The organism is Ruegeria sp. H6 (genome assembly GCF_056532975.1).
Genome location: NZ_JBQFOA010000019.1, coordinates 39,159 through 55,313 on the forward strand (window position 1 = coordinate 39,159; position 16,155 = coordinate 55,313).

Annotated in this window: 13 protein-coding genes; 4 read left to right on the forward strand and 9 right to left on the reverse strand. The window is 53.3% G+C overall.

The features are described 5' to 3' along the window. The first annotated feature begins 7 nt into the window (after positions 1 to 7). The gene (xylA, locus tag ACR0AG_RS21130) at positions 8 to 1,315 is read left to right on the forward strand and encodes a xylose isomerase (protein WP_480842468.1); all 1,308 of its coding nucleotides are present in this window, start codon (positions 8 to 10) and stop codon (positions 1,313 to 1,315) included. Positions 1,316 to 1,747: 432 nt separating this feature from the next. On the opposite strand, the gene ACR0AG_RS21135 is transcribed toward xylA, so the two are convergent. The 5 genes from ACR0AG_RS21135 to ACR0AG_RS21155 all read right to left on the reverse strand — a co-directional run bounded on the left by ACR0AG_RS21135 (position 1,748) and on the right by ACR0AG_RS21155 (position 8,508). Then, a complete protein-coding gene (locus tag ACR0AG_RS21135) occupies positions 1,748 to 2,491 on the reverse strand; it encodes an alpha/beta fold hydrolase (protein ID WP_480842470.1) in 744 nt (247 codons plus the stop codon). Continuing rightward, positions 2,488 to 4,044, reverse strand: coding sequence for an ABC transporter permease subunit (locus ACR0AG_RS21140; protein WP_480842471.1), 1,557 nt, complete (start codon positions 4,042 to 4,044; stop codon positions 2,488 to 2,490). Before ACR0AG_RS21140 ends, ACR0AG_RS21135 begins: the two co-directional genes overlap by 4 nt. Then, positions 4,041 to 5,096, reverse strand: coding sequence for a quaternary amine ABC transporter ATP-binding protein (locus ACR0AG_RS21145; protein WP_480842473.1), 1,056 nt, complete (start codon positions 5,094 to 5,096; stop codon positions 4,041 to 4,043). The genes ACR0AG_RS21140 and ACR0AG_RS21145 overlap by 4 nt, the downstream gene beginning before the upstream one ends. Positions 5,097 to 5,185: 89 nt before the next feature. Next, positions 5,186 to 6,151, reverse strand: coding sequence for an ABC transporter substrate-binding protein (locus tag ACR0AG_RS21150; RefSeq protein WP_480842475.1), 966 nt, complete (start codon positions 6,149 to 6,151; stop codon positions 5,186 to 5,188). 29 nt (positions 6,152 to 6,180) lie between these two features. After that, positions 6,181 to 8,508 (reverse strand): DUF1989 domain-containing protein, encoded by a 2,328-nt coding sequence (locus ACR0AG_RS21155; RefSeq protein WP_480842477.1) that lies wholly within the window; start codon positions 8,506 to 8,508, stop codon positions 6,181 to 6,183. 113 nt (positions 8,509 to 8,621) lie between these two features. On the opposite strand from ACR0AG_RS21155, the gene ACR0AG_RS21160 reads away from it, so the two are divergent. Beyond that, positions 8,622 to 9,632 (forward strand): LacI family DNA-binding transcriptional regulator, encoded by a 1,011-nt coding sequence (locus ACR0AG_RS21160; protein WP_480842479.1) that lies wholly within the window; start codon positions 8,622 to 8,624, stop codon positions 9,630 to 9,632. A gap of 415 nt (positions 9,633 to 10,047) precedes the next feature. Here the strand turns inward: ACR0AG_RS21160 and ACR0AG_RS21165 are convergent, their stop codons facing one another. After that, a complete protein-coding gene (locus ACR0AG_RS21165) occupies positions 10,048 to 10,890 on the reverse strand; it encodes an SDR family NAD(P)-dependent oxidoreductase (RefSeq protein ID WP_480842481.1) in 843 nt (280 codons plus the stop codon). Positions 10,891 to 10,929: 39 nt separating this feature from the next. After that, complete coding sequence (locus ACR0AG_RS21170; protein WP_480842483.1) at positions 10,930 to 11,742, reverse strand: SDR family oxidoreductase; 813 nt, start codon at positions 11,740 to 11,742, stop codon at positions 10,930 to 10,932. Positions 11,743 to 11,904: 162 nt separating this feature from the next. Here ACR0AG_RS21170 and ACR0AG_RS21175 point away from each other — a divergent pair, with 162 nt between their 5' ends. Beyond that, complete coding sequence (locus ACR0AG_RS21175) at positions 11,905 to 12,795, forward strand: AraC family transcriptional regulator (protein WP_480842486.1); 891 nt, start codon at positions 11,905 to 11,907, stop codon at positions 12,793 to 12,795. Positions 12,796 to 12,850: 55 nt separating this feature from the next. Here ACR0AG_RS21175 and ACR0AG_RS21180 read toward each other — a convergent pair whose 3' ends face one another. Continuing rightward, positions 12,851 to 13,765 (reverse strand): NAD(P)-dependent oxidoreductase, encoded by a 915-nt coding sequence (locus ACR0AG_RS21180; protein WP_480842488.1) that lies wholly within the window; start codon positions 13,763 to 13,765, stop codon positions 12,851 to 12,853. 51 nt (positions 13,766 to 13,816) lie between these two features. Between ACR0AG_RS21180 and ACR0AG_RS21185 the strand changes: the two genes are divergently transcribed. Continuing rightward, positions 13,817 to 14,734, forward strand: coding sequence for a LysR family transcriptional regulator (locus ACR0AG_RS21185; protein WP_480842489.1), 918 nt, complete (start codon positions 13,817 to 13,819; stop codon positions 14,732 to 14,734). Between the two features lie 410 nt (positions 14,735 to 15,144). Here ACR0AG_RS21185 and ACR0AG_RS21190 read toward each other — a convergent pair whose 3' ends face one another. Next, a complete protein-coding gene (locus tag ACR0AG_RS21190; protein ID WP_480842491.1) occupies positions 15,145 to 15,846 on the reverse strand; it encodes a hypothetical protein in 702 nt (233 codons plus the stop codon). Positions 15,847 to 16,155 lie beyond the last annotated feature (309 nt).

Consider the following 16,155-nt stretch of genomic DNA (forward strand, 5'->3'; position numbering starts at 1 on the left):
GGCAGAAATGCCAAGTGGATTTTTTGAAGGGATCGAGAAGGTCCAGTTTGAAGGCGTGGATAGCAAGAACCCGTTGGCCTTTCGTCACTACGACCCGGATGAAATCATCATGGGCAAGCGTATGGAGGACCATCTGCGATTTGCGGTGGCATGGTGGCATTCCTTCGCGTGGGAGGGTGGGGATCCGTTTGGCGGTCCGACATTTGATCGTCCATGGTATCCTCAGGACGATATGGGCCGGGCCCGCCATAAGGCAGATATTGCTTTCGAATTGTTTGAGCTTTTGGGGCAGCCATTCTTTTGCTGGCACGACGCTGATATCCGGCCCGAACAGGGAAATTTTGCCGATAACCTGCGCACATTGGAAGAAATCACCGATTACATCGGTGAAAAGATGCAAGTTTCTGGCACCAAACTGCTTTGGGGTACGGCCAATATGTTCAGTCATCGTCGCTGGATGTCTGGCGCCAGTACCAATCCTGATCCCGACGTTTTTGCATTCGCTGCAGCGACCGTGAAATCCTGCATGGATGCAACTCACAAACTAGGCGGCGAAAACTATGTTCTGTGGGGTGGTCGTGAGGGCTACGAAACCCTTCTGAACACGGACCTGACAACTGAGCTGGACCACATGGGCCGTTTTCTAAACATGGTCGTAGAGTACAAACACAAGATCGGGTTCAAAGGCACTATTCTTGTGGAGCCGAAACCTCAGGAGCCTTCCAAGCACCAATACGACTATGATGCAGCTACTTGTATCGGATTTCTTAGGAAGTACGGTTTGGAGAAAGAAGTGAAGCTGAATCTCGAGCAGGGCCATGCGATCCTTGCCGGGCATAGCTTTGAACATGAAATTGTGGTTGCGGCTTCTGAGGGAATGCTGGGTTCAATTGATATGAACCGAAACGACTACCAGTCTGGATGGGACACAGACCAGTTCCCGAACAACACACCGGAAGTTGCCCTGGCTTACTACTACATCCTGAAGGCTGGTGGTTTTACCACCGGCGGCACAAATTTCGACGCCAAAATTCGCCGGCAATCGATTGACGCTGTCGATCTGGTGGCGGCTCATATCGGTGGAATGGACATATGCGCACGCGGTTTGAAAGCAGCGGCCGCTATGATTGATGATGGGGGATTGGAGGACTCACTGATGGAACGGTATTCAGGTTGGAATACACCAGGTGCAGTGTCCATGTTGGGCAAAGGCCTGGAAGAAATTTCCGCCCGAGTTTTACGTGATGGGATAAATCCCGATCCCAAGTCAGGCCGACAGGAAATACTAGAGAATTACGTGAATAGATTTGTGTAACCGCATTTGTGGAACACATCTGGGCGCGATTGACCCAAAATACCCACAACCAGACAATTGGCATTGTTTGTTTGATGTCTGGTTTGTCCCGCAATCCGTGAATTCGACCGTGTTCGTATCTCACTCATGCTGCGAACGGCGGCTATGCGGGCTGCGACCGCAGCATCTGAGTAATCCGATGAGAGTCCGGTTAGGGCCGCCCTTGTCTCTTTCTAGGTGTTTGAGATCGTTCTGATGCCGCGCCGCCTGTGAGGTCCGCTCGGAGCCCAAACTGCTAAATGCTGCGATCCAAACGAATAGGCACCAAGTGCCCAAAGCCGCCGTTTAATCGAGAGCAATTGGTTTCTTGTTGTCGATAGTTTCATTGGCCATTGATGCTGAGTGATCCCCAAAAGGTATCTAAGGTATGTCTCGGTGGTTATACATTGACGTTTAAGCGCAAAGGTCTTTTTCGGTCCGGTATAAGAAATCCGACAGCACCGCATTGAAGATATCGGGCTTTTCCAGATGTACTGCGTGGGCGCAGCCGGGAACGACGGAAAGTTCAGCCTGATTTATTAATTTCCAAAGCTGTTCGGTCTGAGACCATGAATACGTGAGGTCCTTGTCACCCCAGATCACCAGAGTTTTAGCTTTGATGGCAGCAAGATGATTATCGCCGCGCCACGCGCGCATAGCGTCCAGCCCCTTGATCATGGCATCCGGTGCACATTGCTCGGCTATCTCAGCGCAGTCTGAATAGGCCTCAGCGGACCGGCCTTCCAAGAACCACGTCGCAGCGATCCGACGAGCCGTTTCCTGGTACCCTTCGGTTTGGGCGCGCCGTTTGCTTTCCTCAATCGTCTCGAAACGACCGGGCAGGATACCGACCGCGCCAGTGGAGTAGAGGATCAATTTATCGATGCATTGCGGGGCGCGGTGTATCATCTCCTGCGCTATCATTCCGCCCATCGAATGCCCCAAGAGGTTGAAGTATTCGATGCCGAGGCGGAACAACTGGTCCAGAACCCAATCAGCAAACCCGCCGATCGTGTCGATGCTAGGCAAGCCTGCATTTTGTCCGAACCCAGGCAAGTCTATCGCGATCAGCTTATGGTTTTTTGAAAACTCGCGCTGTTGCGGCTCCCATTGCGCGCCTCCTCCCATGAAACCATGGACCAGGACAAGCGGCCTCACTTGCGCTGTCCCTGCACAATTCGGTCAAGTATCATGGCGCAGAATAGGATGGCAAAGCCTGCCAGAATTCCCTGTCCGACATTGGCGTATTGCAGCGCCTCAAGTACATCCTCGCCCAGACCCTTGGCACCAATCAGCGAAGCCACCACCACCATGGCGAGCGAGAGCATGATGGTCTGGTTGATTCCTGCCCGGATCGAGGGGCTTGCCAGCGGCAGATCGACCTTAGTGAGCAAATACCATTTGTTTGCACCAAAACTGATTGCCGCTTCGCGCACGCTTTCAGGTACACCGCGCAGGCCCAGTACGGTCAGGCGCACCACAGGAGTACCGCCGAAAATCATCGTGACAATAACAGCTGCAGGCTTGCCGACGCCAAAAAACGCGATCACAGGCACCATGAAGACAAACGCCGGCATGGTTTGCATGAAGTCCATAATTGGTTGGATGAATGCATAAAAACGCGGGCGCCTTGCAGCGAACATACCAAGTGGAATGCCTATCACGATTGAGAGACAAGCCGCAGTGCCTAGCAATGCCAGTGTCGTCATCGCCGCCTCCCAAAAGCCCAAAAGGCCCATATAGGCCAGGAACGCTCCTGAATAGATGGCAGTGCTGATACCGGCTGTTAGCCATGTGAGCAGTATGATCAGACATGCAATTACGATCCAAGGAGTCTGGACAAGTATGACCTCTAAGGCATCGAGCAGTGCACGGATACCGATTGTCAGCCCCTCAAAAAAAGCTTCACTGTTGCGGACGCAAAACGCGATGAAGTCTTCCACCCAAGTGATGCCGGTCAAACGGATATCGGGGTCTGTTGGAAAGTGACTGAGCAATGAAAAACGCCCGGGGAAGCTGTAGTGCAACATTGCCGCCGTCACGATTAACGCCATGAAAATTGTGCTGAACACGATCTCTGAAACAGGCATAGCTGAACGGATCGATCGATCCGATATCCACTCTGAAAACCGCGCCTCAAGCGCCCAGTTTGCCACCACCGACTGAACCGCTTTTATGAATAACAGAATAACGAGGCCCGACAATATGATCGCGGGGCCTTGGGCGGCCAATGCTTCGGCTTCGGCTCGTATACCGCCGATATTGGCCTCAAGAGATTCGACGGTGCGCTGGTAGACATCAATCTTGTCGGAGTTTGCTTCGATCGCAGCAGCCAGTTGCTGACGGCGCAATTCCAACGTTCCCTCAATCGAAGCGATACGAGCCATCGCGTCGGCTGCGAGATCTCCAAAAAGACCGCGGGCAATCTGCACATAGGCAAGTGTTTCAATGATTAGGAATGGGAGCGCCCATGACCACAATCCACGCGCTCCGAACCAGATCGGACCAAAAATCCCGGCCATCAGATTGAAGGTCGCCGTAAAGCGAGCGGACGCGCCGATCTTGTCAAAGTTTTTGATGTAATAGTCGGGGTTAGTACGAACAAACGTGCGAATGTTCTCGCGCCGCTCTTCAGCATAGGCCAGAGCAGCTTCGCTTTCGGTATCTTCCAGCGGGTTTACGCCATCAGGGTTCGCGTCGGATGTGCTCATGATACTTCCGTCCCCTCGATTACTGTGCGCAGCAAATCAGCGCGGGTAATCAAACCCACATCCTTGCCGCCGTCCTCCACCAGGATGGCGCTGCTGTGGTCAATCGCCAAATTGATCAGAGTGCTAAGGTTTTCCGCCTCATTGACGCGCGGTGCGTCTGCGGCCAACGGGCCATGGGCGGCTACATAGTCTGAAATCGGTTGCATCACTGCATGGGCGCGCACCACTTTGAGGCGCGAGATACCTGCTACGAAGTCTGCCACGTAATCGTCGGCAGGATTCATAACGATGTCTTCGGCAGTGCCGATCTGAACTACTTTGCCGTCGCGCATGATTGCAATTCGATTACCGATGCGCACCGCTTCGTCCAGATCGTGCGTGATGAAGATGGTGGTCTTCTTCAAAATCTTACTGAGCCGAATAAATTCATCCTGCAATTGTCGTCGGATAAGTGGATCGAGCGCCGAGAACGGCTCATCCATCAGCAGCACATCTGGGTTCGCAGCCAATGCACGCGCCAAGCCCACGCGCTGCTGCATTCCACCAGACAACTCATGCGCGAACTTCGATCCCCAGGCCCCTAACTCAACGATGTCCAGAATTGCCGCGGCCTGTCGCATACGTTCATTTTTGCTAACTTGTCTGATTTCCAAGGGCAGCGCCACGTTGTCCAGAACCGAACGGTGCGGCATCAGAGCGAAATTCTGAAACACCATACCGATTTTGTTATTGCGGAACTGCTGCAGCTCTTGCGGCCCCAGTGCCATAACGTCGGTTCCTTCGATTTCTATCTTGCCGCCGGTAGGTTCCAAAAGCCGATTGAAGTGACGCACCAGCGTGGACTTGCCACTGCCAGACAGGCCCATGATGCAGAATATTTCACCGCGGTTCACAGACAGGCTGACATCGGCTACACCGACAACACAGTTGAATTCAGCTAGAACCTCGGCTTTGCTCAGCCCACGCTCTCGGATTGCCTGTAACGCGACTTCTGGCTTCGCTCCAAAAATCTTCCAGACATTCGAAATTTCAATAACCGTATCGTCGCCCATGCGTCCCCCAGCGGCCTCGGAATGGGCCTTGTTGGCTCATGATGGCAGCGAAGTGGAGCTGCCACCATGGATGTTGCTTCAGGTTGGGCTCAAAGACCCAGCCAACCATCCACTCGTTCAGGATTCGCTTCGACCCATTCTCTTGCTACGTCCGCCGGGTCACGGCCGTTGGCACTGATTTCGAAGGCAAAGGCTGAAACATCATCAGCCGTCAGTTGGAAGTTGGCAAAAAACTCAGCTATTGCCGGCGAACGATCAACCAGCGAGTTGGACCATGCGATCTGCACGTTCTTAAGCGCGTCCTTGGTAGCAACCGTTGACTTTTCGTACCAATCCGGATCATCCGACGGCTGCACCATCACATATTTTTCGGGGTCAAACGTGGGTTCCGACAGCATTTCCACATCAAACATGTACCAAACCGCGTGCGGTTTATAGCAATAGAAGGCATAGCCCTCGCCCTTGGCAATGCTGTCCTTGATGCGCGCTGTCTTTACGCTTTCTTCGGCACGGACCGGTTCGATGAAGTCAAGCAGGCCATAGTCGCGTACTTTGACTTCGTTCACATTTGCCGAAGCCCAGCCTGGCGCACCGATCCACATTTCGCCACGGCCATTCCCGTCACTGTCCATTAGCTCGGCGACATCTGGGCGACCCAGATCGGCAATATCGGTGATGTTGTTCGCTTCACCAAAGTCCTTGGATACACAGAACCCTTGATTTCCTTCGTAAGGGTTAGACGACAAGGTGACCGTTCCCGCGTCATCTACGTATTTTTGAGTAAAGCTTTGTTGATTAGGTAGCCAAACATCAGGGTGAACATCGATGTCGCCCTTACCTTGGTCCATCGCCTGGAAAATTGTCGCGTTGTTGCCGGGAACATACTCGACCGTGCCTCCGATCCTCATCTCGACAACCGCCCCTAGAATATGTGCGATTGCCTGAGCACCAGTCCAGGATGGGACTCCGATTTTTACCTCTTCAGCCGCTGCAGCGGGCAGGGCCAAGAGACCCAGTGAGACCGACACTGTCAGGGATTTCATGCTTAGATTCATAGTAACTCTCCTGCTGGTAAGTTGAATTCTTATGCGCGCGCCCGCTTTCGTTGCGGGTCTATGAACGGAATTTCTGTGACTTGCGCACCAAGGCGTTTCATGCGCCCGTCAAGCTGCCCGATTTCGAGCCTAGTTTCAGTGTTTGAGTGTTCCACCGAAAGACGTGCGATCGCGATACCGCGCTCAAGCATTGGAGATCTGGTTGCAGAGGTAATAACCCCGACCTGTCTTTCCATTGCAAATATCGCGGCGCCATGTTTTGGAACATCGTCAGTCTCCAAAAGTAATCCTTTGAGGACCTGCCGAGGGCTCTGCCGATTACGCTCCAATGCTGCCTTGCCGGAGAATTCAGCTTTGGTCAGATCAACCGCAAATCCCAGGCCGGCCTCGAACGCGTCGACGCCTGGTGCGAACTCTGCGTTTGCTGCCGCCAGGCCCGCTTCGATCCGGATTGTCTCCAGGGCGGCTGACCCCATCGGGGTGATCCCGAAGTCATCACCCGCCTCCATGATTGCGTCCCAAATGGCGACAGCGTCAGCCTTTGAGCAGAAAATCTCGTACCCGAGTTCCCCGGTGTAGCCTGAGCGGGACAGCATAAAAGGCGCCCCTTCGCGACCATTTAGGCGGGCGACAGTACAACCAAACCATTTGAGCTGATCAAGAGAAGGCACATGTGGTTGCGTGAAAACGATTTTGCGCAAAACATCTCGGGATTTCGGCCCTTGCAAAGCCAAGTTTGGTAGCGAGTTCCGCAGATCATGGATACGCACCTGGAACTCGCGTTCCTCCGCCAATGACTGCAATGCACGACCGCTCTCCTCGGTGCCACAACACCAGCGGAACAGGTCATTTGCGAGTCGGAACAACGTACCGTCATCAATTACCGCGCCGGTATCGTCACACATCAGCGTGTAAGCACCACGCCACACCGGTAGTTTGGCGACATTGCGCGTGGTTGCCAGCTGCAACAATTTCTCAGCGTCTGGCCCAATGATGTCGAATTTACGCAACCCGCTCATGTCCTGCAAAGTTACCGCTTCTCTGCAGGCCCAGTATTCGCCCAATGTTCCATATGACGGGAAGCTAACAGGTGCCCACATGTCCCTTGCAGGCGCAAAGTGTTGGGTCAGCGGCTCCAGACGTTCGTGAAAGGCCGATTCCTGACTTATGGACATGGGGGCATCTTCCTTTTCGCGGTAAGCGACAGCACGGCGGATCGGAGTGTCAGGATGGTAAATCCGCACATGCACATCTGTGGGATTCCAACCGTTTATCGGGTCAATGTCATCTGGGCACGCCGTGGAAGCGCAGACCAAGTCTTCCATTGCCCGCATTGCGATGTAATCACCTGGGCGCGAATGGCTTTCATCTACCAGCAGTTCGTGGGAATTTTGATCAATCCAGGTATTCCAGAAGAAATTGATCGCGGGCCATGCCGCGCGGCGTCTGACACCATATTGCGCCAGTGTTTCAGAAATGTTGTCAGAACAGTTGATATGGCCCGGAAAACCTCGCTCGGCGTATCCTCGTGCGGTGCATGCCAAACCGTAAGTATCGTGTCGTCCGCACGTGTCATGAATGACATTCAGAAGCGGCCTCATGTCACTATCGAAGAACTTGTCGAGCATGCCGGGACTAGGATAGGCGCGCCGGACCAACGACCGGGTTGCGGTACTGTCGATCAGCCATTCCTCGCCCTTTTCGAGCCTATCCGCGCGCATGGCTACAAAATCCGAGCACTGTTGGCCTTCAACATCAATGATTTGGATTATTTCGCCTTGCTTAACTTCATATGACAATCCGGTGCCGCGCTTGACGGTGAATTCCTTACGCACATCTCCCAAAGGCTCGGGCAATATCGGACTATTGGCATTCGCCACTTGATGAGAGATCTTGACCGAACCACCGCCGGTTCCGGCCGCTAATTGATCGCGGTCCATTGCTCGCATGATCCAAAACGATATTGTGGCTTTGGCCTTTAAAACGATATGATCATCGTTTTCAGGAAGGTGAGCGACACCAATATCGGATGCCGGTTCGCCTCCCCGGGCTGCAATCCAATTGATCAGTTCTTCGCCATCTATCGCAGAGAAATCCAAAACACCGGCATTGACGAGCGCCAGCGAGGAAAGCGCATCGCCGCCGCGCTCGTCAAAAGCGATGACTTGCAGTTGGCTTTTAGGCCAATCGCCTGTCACCGACAGGAGATCACCGGGTCGCAGGGAAACATTCAATACTTCGCGCGGACCCAGCGTATATGTCTTTCCATGCGACGGCTTCTGAAACCCTGGATAGAGGCGTCCAGGCCTCATGTAACCAGTATTGCTGAATTCATGGAGTACCGAATGATCGCGCATTGTGTTCCGAAGTGAGTCGCTTCTTGTAACTAGTTACATAGTGTTGATGAAACTAGTTACATGTGTCAAGTTAACCGTTGCGAGATTGAGGATGCCCAAGGAATTTATAGGAATTGACCGAGCAGAAAAGTAAGAAGCGTGCGAATCTTCGGGATGTTGCCAAGGCAGCAGACGTCTCCGTTGCGACTGTGTCGCGCGTGTTGAATTCTCCGAAAACCGTATCTGAAGATACACGCCGTCGCGTGCTGGATGTTATTTCGAAGTTGCATTTTGTACCAAGCGCTGCAGCCCGTGCGATAAACTCCGGCAGAACCCGAGTAGTCGGGGCCATGGTGCCAACCTTGGACAACGCAATATTCTCAAAATTTCTTGCGGCGCTTGAAAAAGGCCTGGCAAAACACGGTTTGTCGCTTGTCGTGGCAACTACAAATGGCGACCCGGAGATCGAAACAAACAAAGCGCAAGGCCTGGTTGATATTGGTGCAGAAGCTCTAATTGTTTCCGGTATTACGCATAGTCAAGACTTCGAGAAGATTATCGAACGAACACGTCTCCCTGTGATCGCGACCTCTTATTATGACGAGAGATATCATTTCCCGACGATCGGTTATGACAATGCCGGCGCTTCTCGCACCGCTCTTAACTTCCTTCTGGCCGCTGGGCACAAGAATATTGCCGTGGTTCACGGACCAGTAAAGAACAATGATAGGACACTGGCCCGACTAGAAGGTTTGAAGAATTCGAATCTGAACCACACTTTGCGAATGTACGAAACGGAAATTTCAGTTGAAGGTGGCTGTACCGCAACTCAAATCCTTCTCGCCGAGGATATTACGTTTTCCGCAATTCTATGCTTTTCCGATGTTCTGGCTCTGGGCTCTCTGTTCGAGTTACAGAGAAACCGGATAAAAGTGCCCCATGATATTTCAATTATAGGCATCGACGATCTTCCTTCTTCATCCCACACCTTTCCTGAAATCACGACGGTGCATCTGCCCGTCACACGTATGGGCGAAGCGACTGCCGCAGCGATAGTTGAATGGCTGGAAAATCAAGCTGTTCCCAAATCGAAACTTCTTCAGGCTGAACTGATTGTGAGAAACTCCACGCGAACATTGGCATAGATTAGTTTCATAATTGGAAACTGACTGAAGTGGAGTTCAATATGTGTTTTGCATCCAATTGCTGACGCGATGAACACATTTCCGCCATTGCGCCACTTTCAGCGAAAGGAGGCTTTGTCCCGCGATGTGTAAGTTCAACGAAGCACGGAGTTCGCTCTTGCCGTGAATGACCGCAATGCGAGCTGCGAGCGCAGCATCCTTATCGGTAGGTGAACGGCAGCAATGGGCCGTTTCTCGATGCATCTTCACGACAAGCGATTGCCGATGCTGCGCTTGCTCGTATGGTCGGCAATGAGCCCATTTCGACCAATGCTGCGCTTGGTTTAAACGTCCGTAAGAAATTAGAAGTGGTGTAAGCCTTGTTGTTTGGTCAACTGATTCACTGGCTCTATGTTTGACCGCTCTTTGGGACCGGCTATTCCGAAGCCTCGTGCGCCGCGAAGGCATCCACATAGTCGGGATGCCAGCGCGAAAGAGCCGGGCGATTGTTGATGATATCGCCTACGGCCCATTCAATCCGTTTGCGGTCAAGCTCTTCGGACACATCGTTGTCCGGGCAGAGAATATAGAAATCCCCGTCCGATATGCGCTTCAGCAGATAGTCAATTGCCTCTTCGCTTGTCCAAGCGGCGGCAGGTTTTTCCGGCATGAACTTCGCGATCATACCAGTATAGGTAAATCCCGGCACAAACAGATGGGCGGTGACATCCACCTCGGCTTGCCGCAAATCGTGCGACAACATCTCTGTCATGACCTTCACGGCGGCTTTGCTGGTATTATAAGCGGGGTTTCCCGGTGGTGTGGTGATGCCCTGTTTTGACCCGGTGTTGATCACCATAGCGGGGCGCCCCGCCTCAATCATACGCGGCAGGAAAGAATGCACGCCATTCATGACGCCAAAAAGGTTGACCTCTAACAGTTTGCGCCAGTTTTCCGCGTTTTCCCAGCTGCCGGACGGCACCGCGATACCGGCATTGTTCATCAGGACTGCCACCTCGCCGAGCGCAAAGACCTGATCCGCCAAATCATCTACAGCTCTGGCGTCGGTGACATCCGTTGGAACCGCCTGAACAATCGCGGACGCCCCGGCCTGATCACGCAAGTCCGCCTCGGCTCTGTCCAAGGTCTCACCTGCCAGATCGACCAGCACAACCCCCAGTCCGTCTTGAATAAATCGTTGAGCTGCGGCTTTGCCGACACCGTTTGCTGCCCCGGTTACGACGGCCAGACCACCTTTGTCGATTGCTTCGCGGTACATGGATCATCCTCTTTTGCTATGAATAGACTGGGCGGCCCTTCAGGGCGCCATCTTTTGCTTAAGACTACCAAAGAACGTTTCGTCATCCTGTTGTTTGCGGGTGTCGAGCAGTTCTTCGGCATCAGACCCGGCGCGAAAACGCAGGCGGTTTCCGGTCTCGTTGGCCGCATCCCAAATGACCTGCGCAACCGTTTCTGGTTCAGACGGGTTTGCGGCCAGCTTGCCAAACAGGCGCCCCATGGCTTCGGCCATTGGTTCGTAATCCGGCAGGTTCTCATCCATCGCAAAATCAAAGGAGCTGCCGCCAAAGTTGGTCCGGATCATTCCAGGCTGGACAATTCGGACACGAATGCCAAGTGGCTCTAACTCGTAATGCAGCGCCTCAGAAAGCCCTTCCACTGCGAACTTGGTGCCATGGTAGAGCGCCCCAAGTGGAAAGGTGATCTGTCCTCCGATGGACGAGATATTTATGACCGTTCCTGAGCGGTTCTGACGGAAATGGGGCAGAATCGCTTTGGTCACTTCCATCAACCCAAGCACGTTGGTGTCGAACTGACGCCGGATACGGTCCATCGAAAAGGCCTCTAACGCACCGTAGGCCCCGTAACCCGCATTGTTCAGCAAAACATTAATCTGCCCAAACCGTTCGATGCCAGCGCCCACGGCCGTTGCAATTGAGCCCGTATCCGTCACATCCAGTTGGGTCAGATACACGTTGTCCAAAGCCCCAAGATCCGTGCTGCCCGCGGGGTTGCGCATCGTGGCAACGACATTCCAACCGTTCGCCTGGAAATGCCGGGCGGTTGCCGCGCCAATACCGGATGAGGCCCCGGTGATCAGAATGGTTTTCATGATCTTGCTCCGCAAGTTTATAAACACACGATAGTCATCAATAAGAGGACATATCTTTCAACTTTCTCCAATTTTCTTGCTCAATCCCCCAGATTTTCGTGTTTTCAGTAATAACTCACTTTGCTTTTGTGCTAGCGATGTGGGCAACGACAGGAGGCAGTCATGGAACCCCGTGCCCTATTGGACTATGTTCTTGCGCTGCTTGACCACGCAGGCGTCGCGCAGGGTGTCCTGACGCATAAGGAAAGCGGGGCAGTTTTTCTCACCCATCCGGCGACCACCCAACATGAATCAAATGTCTACCGCCCGCTACTTTGCGCGGTGCTGCAAGGTGCCAAAGAGGTCGGGACCAGTACCAGAACGCTCACCGTGCAGGCCGGGCAGTCGCTGATCGTCAGCAACGCGCTGCCGGTTGTCTCAAGTATTACCGAGGCAACACCCGAACTCCCCTACGTCGCGCTCGTGTTCCCCCTTGATCTGGATCTCTTGCGCGCCCTGGCCGCGTCACTGCCGCAGTCATCCACCCATCGAGCGACTGATCCATTTTCGATCTGCCTCGCGGAAACCGGAGACGAAATAAAAAGCGCCCTGTTGCGGTATCTTCTGCAATGCGAAACCGAAGAGACGCGTCACATGCTGGCGCAGATCACGGCGCGCGAAATCCATGCCCGCCTGCTAATCGGGCAGCATGGCGGCACACTTCAAAAACTGGTGTGGCACGAAAACACGGCCAGCCGGATTTTCGCGGCAACGCACGAAATTCGGTCAAATCTGGCTAATCCTCTTGTCGTCGGAGAGCTTGCCGGGCGAGTGGGTATGAGCAATTCGGCCTTTTTTGAGCAGTTCAAGGCCGTCACAGGAACCTCGCCACTGCAATACCAGAAAGATCTGCGCTTGCTTCAAGCCCGCAATGAACTGCAAACCACCGGCTCGAAGATATCAGAAATTGCCTACGGGGTCGGATATGAAAGCCCGGCCCAATTCTCAAGAGAATATGCCCGAAAATTCGGACGCTCCCCTAGACAGGATCGCGTTTCCGAAACTGTCCAATAGGGCTGCTGGGATAAAGCTTAAACACAGCAACGCTTTTGGCCGGAGCCTTTTTGCATCAGGCATCCGTCATATGCTGGACCAGTGATGTCAGCTGTCTGTCGCCGTGGCCATCGTCCCAAGCCGTTTTGGTGCGGTCATGCATCAACTGGATGAAATCAGCGGGCGCATTAAGTGAGAGATAGGTCTTCAACGCATCCTCTTGCGCCATCGCGTAAACCTTCAGGGAGGCTTCCGCACTGTCGTATTCCTCAAACGGAACAGTTCTGGCAAAGAGATCATGGTAGTCATTGACCAGTTTGATCGTGGCAGGGAGTTGGTCGGCATAAACCTGCATCGGGATGCCCGCTTTTTGGCAAACAAGTGCACCATAGATCATTCCGAACATGAACCCCTGTCGAACCGTGAAGAGGCCGGCAAAGAGCGCGGCAAGTGCCGTTGGTTTCTCTCCAACATTGGCGGACTTTCTACCCAATTCTCTGATGATACTGCCATAGCGGTCCCAGGTTCCGGCACTGCCCACCGTAAGGATTGTGGTTTCGTCACCACCAATGCCGGAAGGGTAGGCATTGATCATGCCCAGCATGTAGCCAGCTCCCTGTCCCTCAAGGATGGCGACCAGTCTATCGGCATCCGAGGTATCGCCCGTGCTCATGTCACAGATGGTCTTACCCTTTAGCGAGACGCTCAGCCCGTTGACCAGTTCAACAGTTTCCTTGTGGCTCTTGATACAGATGATGACAAAATCAGACGCCGAAATAGCATCATTCGGTGAAGAGCAGATCGTGGCTCCAGCCTCAGCAAAAACCGCTGCCTTTTCCGATGTGCGGTTCCAAACGCTGACTTCGTGGCCTGCCCTGAGCAAGCAATGCGCCAGCGCTGAGCCCATATTGCCCAGTCCCAAAACAGCAATTTTCATGATGTTTGTCTCCGATGTTCGCCAATGAGTTACTGCACCAGCATGCGCCGGCATCGGGGGATCACATAGTTGTAAACTTTTCTATATTGTTAGATGATCTTACTTATGGATTGGCGCACACTTCCTTCTTTGACATCTCTCAGAGCCTTCGCCGCCGCTGCCGAGTTTCGAAATCTGACCCGGGCGGCCGAGGCATTGAACGTGACCCATTCCGCAGTCAGCCAGCAAATCCGCGGGCTCGAACAACATCTCGACACTCGGCTCATCACTCGTACCCGACATGGCATTTCTCTGACATCGCAAGGTGAATTCCTGTCAGCTGGCCTGCTTGAAGCCTTCGCTGAAATGGCCTCCGTGACCGAGAGCGTGTCGAGTGCAGAGGCGGTTCGACCGTTGGTGGTTAGCGCGACTCCGATGTTTTCAAGCGCATTCCTCATGCCGCGTCTGTCGACGTTTATCGACGAATTCCCCAATATCGAGTTGAGGATCGATTCAACGATCCAAGCTGTCGACCTCAAGCCGGGCGGAATTGATATGGCCATCCGATATGGAACAGGTCGCTGGCAAGGGCTTGTCTCGCAGATGCTGCTGCCAGGCTGTCTGACGGTCGTCGCGTCCCGCGAACTAATCGGAAACCGGGAGCTCACAAATCCTGCAGAATTGCTTGATTTCACGCTTCTTCAGGAGCAAGCGTCAGTCGAGTTTGACCTGTGGTTAGAAAAAGTCGGAATTCCGACCGACGCCGACCGGAGAGTTGTCCGCGTGCCGGGCAATATGCTGCTGGATGGCATCCGTCGCGGTGATGGTATCGGGGCGACGGTACCAGCTTTTGTTTCTGACGAGTTGAAGTCGGGACAACTCGTGGCGCTGTTCGACGATCCAATACCGCAGATCGGCTACTACCTTGTCACGTTGCCGGGCCCGGTTCGACCAGCGGCAAAGCTGTTCATGCGGTGGCTCTCGAAATCAATTACCGAATATGAGAAAAGCCTTTTCCGATGGACGCCCTCTCACTTGCTGTAGGCAGTAAAGAGCACCGACTACTGTCAAATTGGGTCTGATCTCGCAAGATAACAGCCTGATAATGCTGCTCTATTGATGAAAGTCCGTTTACAGGAAGTCAAAACACCGGATATTTGAACGGATGAGTGTCTGTTATGGGCCATCCACACCTAAGCAAGTTGGGGCCATCGAAAAGATGACGCGATCGCTCCGACGTTAGCAAGTAAGCCATATTGACAGGTGCTGCGAGAGGCATGAATGGCAAAAACACTTGCATAGTAACCTTTGCAAAGATCGGAAGATTCCCGACTGTGGAAATCTGAGTCGATTGCAGCGCGCGGAAAGCCGGATTCTCTGAGTTAGAGTAGTATGTTGGTACAACAGCCTGCCTTGCGCTGCCTTTGTCGCGACAGCTATTCCAACTCAGCTATTCAAATCTTGGTTTCCGGGACCCCTAGTCTGCGTAAGTCATCTAGCCATCGATTGAGGTAATCGTCACTCTCGAACGGTGCATTCCTTGCCTCTTCGATGCTGTAATTAGGGTTGTCTTCCAAAAATTGGCCGATCATTGTTTTTGCTTCCTCTTCTCGCCCCAACCGCAAGAGTATCGGCGCAAGCGTGCGTCTTAGACGATCCGGGACCTCGTTCATCTTTTCAATTGAAGCAAGCGCGCCAGCGTAATCCTCTGCAAAATACTGTGCCCATCCCAGATTCCACAGATACCAATCGGGATGATGCGGGTTGAGGCGAATGGCCGAAAGCATCCGTTCAACGGCTTCATCGGCGCGTCCGCTGTAGACCAGCGGGTCAGTTGAGTTCACGAGGGTGCCCGCAGAATTCGGATTTAGAGAGATAGCCTTGTCATATAGCGTTACAGCCCGGTCAAGATCTCCGCTATACATCGTCGCATAAGCCAGAACGGCGTAGCCGGCAAAGTTGAGGGGTTCCAGGTCAATCGCCTTTCTGGCCATTTTGAAGGCAAGATCGAGGGACTCTTCGCGTGAGAGATCCTCGCTCCAACCAAAGCGGTACCCAAAGGAATGCGCCCAAGCAAGTTCGGCATATGCGCCCGCGAAGTTTGGATCGAGCGCAATCGCTTGCTCACTCAGTTGCTGTGCTTGAATATTGTCCATCTTGCTGAATCTAAGCGAGTGTTCCTCTGCACGCCTGGAGAGTTCATAGGCCCCGAGGCTGTCAGTGGGTTGGTGCTTCAACCGGTCATACTCTGCGAGATCGATACTAGTACTCAACGTCGAAGCGATAGTTCGCGTAATCTCATCTTGAACGTCGAATATGTCTTGCAGATTGCGGTCGTATTGATCGGCCCAGAGATGCTTGCCGGTAGTGGCATCGGTATTGCCAAGTTGTTGGCGGCCGATTGTGAAGCATCGGAAAAGGCAGGGTTATGCTGCCATTTCGGCGGTGTAAGCGGACCAGAGGCT

What these genes read in the sequence shown, in the direction of transcription:
- ACR0AG_RS21180 (WP_480842488.1), bottom strand. Translation starts at nt 13,765, where the DNA reads ATGCCGGCGCATGCTGGTGCAGTAACTCATTGGCGAACATCGGAGACA.
- ACR0AG_RS21150 (WP_480842475.1), bottom strand. Translation starts at nt 6,151, where the DNA reads ATGAATCTAAGCATGAAATCCCTGACAGTGTCGGTCTCACTGGGTCTC.
- ACR0AG_RS21140 (WP_480842471.1), bottom strand. Translation starts at nt 4,044, where the DNA reads ATGAGCACATCCGACGCGAACCCTGATGGCGTAAACCCGCTGGAAGAT.
- ACR0AG_RS21145 (WP_480842473.1), bottom strand. Translation starts at nt 5,096, where the DNA reads ATGGGCGACGATACGGTTATTGAAATTTCGAATGTCTGGAAGATTTTT.
- ACR0AG_RS21190 (WP_480842491.1), bottom strand. Translation starts at nt 15,846, where the DNA reads ATGGACAATATTCAAGCACAGCAACTGAGTGAGCAAGCGATTGCGCTC.
- xylA (WP_480842468.1), top strand. Translation starts at nt 8, where the DNA reads ATGCCAAGTGGATTTTTTGAAGGGATCGAGAAGGTCCAGTTTGAAGGC.
- ACR0AG_RS21185 (WP_480842489.1), top strand. Translation starts at nt 13,817, where the DNA reads ATGGATTGGCGCACACTTCCTTCTTTGACATCTCTCAGAGCCTTCGCC.
- ACR0AG_RS21155 (WP_480842477.1), bottom strand. Translation starts at nt 8,508, where the DNA reads ATGCGCGATCATTCGGTACTCCATGAATTCAGCAATACTGGTTACATG.
- ACR0AG_RS21165 (WP_480842481.1), bottom strand. Translation starts at nt 10,890, where the DNA reads ATGTACCGCGAAGCAATCGACAAAGGTGGTCTGGCCGTCGTAACCGGG.
- ACR0AG_RS21170 (WP_480842483.1), bottom strand. Translation starts at nt 11,742, where the DNA reads ATGAAAACCATTCTGATCACCGGGGCCTCATCCGGTATTGGCGCGGCA.
- ACR0AG_RS21175 (WP_480842486.1), top strand. Translation starts at nt 11,905, where the DNA reads ATGGAACCCCGTGCCCTATTGGACTATGTTCTTGCGCTGCTTGACCAC.